Here is a 2,393-nt window from a genome sequence, read left to right on the forward strand (position 1 = left end):
ATCGACTGATAGGCACGGGTCTCTTGGATGGGGGTTACCAGATTCAACATCGCCCAGATCTCCTTCGCGGTGAGTGCGCGAAAGCGCTCGAAAAACCAAAACTCCAACACCTGCGAGAGCAGTTCGCGGACCTCGCCGCTCACCGGACGCCGTCTGCACCGTCCGCCACAACTGCGGGGCCCGCGCCCGCAGCTCGTCATCCCGATCGATCATCAGGGGGGCAAAGACCGCAACATAGGGATTGCCCGGCTCCCGCGCTAGCCACTGCGGCAGGAAGCGGTCCAGTGCGGCCGTCAACACCGGGGCGTCCGGCCCGTTCGCCCAATGCGGAAAACCGGGCGCGTCACGCTCACGCAGGAACACCCCAATGCCGATGACGTCGCGTTTGGGATGCTGCTCGCCGTACAGACCGACCTTGGTCAGCAGATTGTACCAAGCGGTATCTGCGCCCTGTCCCTGGAATTCGACCACATAGGCCGGCCCGGAGTGTCCATCAGGCTCAAAGATAGCGTCTAGCCGCCGCTCCAGACCCTTGATCGTCAGGGAGCAAAACCGATACTCACCAACCAGTCGTTGACCACCGGTCAGCACGCGGAACGCCTCTGCACCCGCGGACAGGAACAGGTAAATCGGATGGTCGGTTTTCATCTCTTGGTCGCTGACTGATCGGACACGCTACCGCCCTACCGTGTCATGCCGGTATCGCAGGCGTCGGGAGGCCTTGAGTCGGGTGCCGCACTGTTCAGTGCCTGAACTAATGGGCATGAGACCATGTTGCTGACCAAAAATCAAGTCTGCGCCAGCGGTTCGGATGCCGGGATACTGAATCAAGGCGCACCCGATGATGGGATCTCGATGAAGACCTGCCCCTAGCCATTGCAGTCCGCGCCGACTTGCGCGCCGCTCACCCCAGATGCGGGGCCGGGCGCCGATGGCAGCGCCCGCATCGATCAGGGCTTTAGCGTGGATGAATGCGGTGGGGTCGATCATTGAGTGCTGTGGTTTCGATTGCTTCTGTCATCGTCTTAGGCTTAGAGCGCCTAACGGGCCTTGGTGATCGGTCTGGTTGGACTGGCCCGTGCGGCAACCCCTCGCGGCCTGGGGGCCGCCCCAGGCCGCGACCAAGGTTCGTTGGGTGGCCGGAATGACGGAACAGGGCTGGCGCGAATGATGAGAAGGGCTTCCGCGACGGATGCGCCTCATCTCGCTGCAGAGGATCTGCCAGGGGGCGTTGTGTGCATGCTGGGCGAATAGTTTACTTCGCAGAATTTCGTGAGTCGATCATGCCATGAAAGGAGTTCGGGGGCTGCCTGGGTCAACTCGGTAAAGAATGCCGTCAGCCGTTCGACGTCTTCTTCGTATTCGTGGTTGATGGCGTTACGGAGTTCGCGAATTTCTTTCCACCGCTCGGCGGTATCGATGAGCCCGAGTTTTTCCATATAGAGTAGGATGGCGCTGTAGGGCTCAGTTTCTTGTTCCTCTTCGATGGCGATGGCGCGCATGAGCTTGCCCATGTGTTCCTGGAATTCACTAAAACGGATTCGGAAGGCGGCAAGGGTTTCGTGATTTCCAGGCGTCAGGCTCTCCCATGAGCTGATGGGCACGAGCGCAGCGGTCTGCGCGAGCGAGAAGGCCAGATATGTGCGCATCCTTACGAGATGGTCGAGCTTTTTACAGATCAAGCGCAGATGTGCGGTCACAGGGGTAGCCCCGCCGTTCTTGCGATTTGTGCGATGGGAGAGCGTTCTCCCGGGCGACGAACGATAAGGTCGACGGGTAAGTCGAGACATTCTTCCAGATTCAACTTACACCGCAACTCGTTCATGATGGACTGAGGCTCGGCTTCTACGTAGAGGTCCAGATCACCGCCCCGCTTCTGGTCGTCCAGGCGCGAGCCAAATAACCAGATGCGCGCCGAGATGCCGACGTGGCGATGGATAATCTCGGTAATCTGCTGAACTTGGGAGAGGGTGAGGCGCATGAGCTATGGTCCGCGCCCCGACCGGAGTGACGGCTCGCCCTTGGCCGAAGCGTTGATCAGGCCGCGCATGACTTGGCGGGCGGTGGCTCGGGATTCAATTGGACTCAGAGCCGATGAGGGCCGTCAGACTCTCTGCATCGAAGATGCCGTCGAGCCAGGCGTCCATCTGCCAGTGCGGTGCCGTCGCGATCCGCAGCTCCGCCCACGCGGGCAGTGGGCCGAAACGGCGCCTCAATTGGCGTTTCAGGGTGTTGGCCTTGCCCTTGGCTTCGCCCTCGGCTTTGCCCTCGGCAAAGATCGACTGATAGGCACGGGTCTCTTGGATGGGGGTTACCAGATTCAACATCGCCCAGATCTCCTTCGCGGTGAGTGCGCGAAAGCGCTCGAAAAACCAAAACTCCAACACCTGCGA

The 2,393-nt window shown here is 60.5% G+C and carries 4 protein-coding genes; all 4 read right to left on the reverse strand.

Features of this window, described 5'->3' with window-relative positions; all coding sequences use genetic code 11:
• On the reverse strand, positions 1-648 hold a 648-nt coding region (locus tag QZX93_RS09270), incomplete at its 3' end, for a DUF2887 domain-containing protein (RefSeq protein ID WP_295390414.1).
• Between the two features lie 551 nt (positions 649-1,199).
• Positions 1,200-1,700, reverse strand: a complete 501-nt coding sequence (locus QZX93_RS09275) for a hypothetical protein (RefSeq protein WP_295390416.1) — start codon at positions 1,698-1,700, stop codon at positions 1,200-1,202.
• On the reverse strand, positions 1,697-1,981 hold the full coding sequence (locus tag QZX93_RS09280) for a nucleotidyltransferase domain-containing protein (protein WP_295390419.1): 285 nt from the start codon (positions 1,979-1,981) through the stop codon (positions 1,697-1,699). Before QZX93_RS09280 ends, QZX93_RS09275 begins: the two co-directional genes overlap by 4 nt.
• A 94-nt stretch (positions 1,982-2,075) precedes the next feature.
• Positions 2,076-2,393: DUF4351 domain-containing protein (locus tag QZX93_RS09285; protein WP_366760056.1), on the reverse strand; the 318-nt coding region annotated here is incomplete at its 5' end.

It is taken from the genome of uncultured Thiodictyon sp. (assembly GCF_903946935.1).
GTDB lineage: Bacteria > Pseudomonadota > Gammaproteobacteria > Chromatiales > Chromatiaceae > Thiodictyon.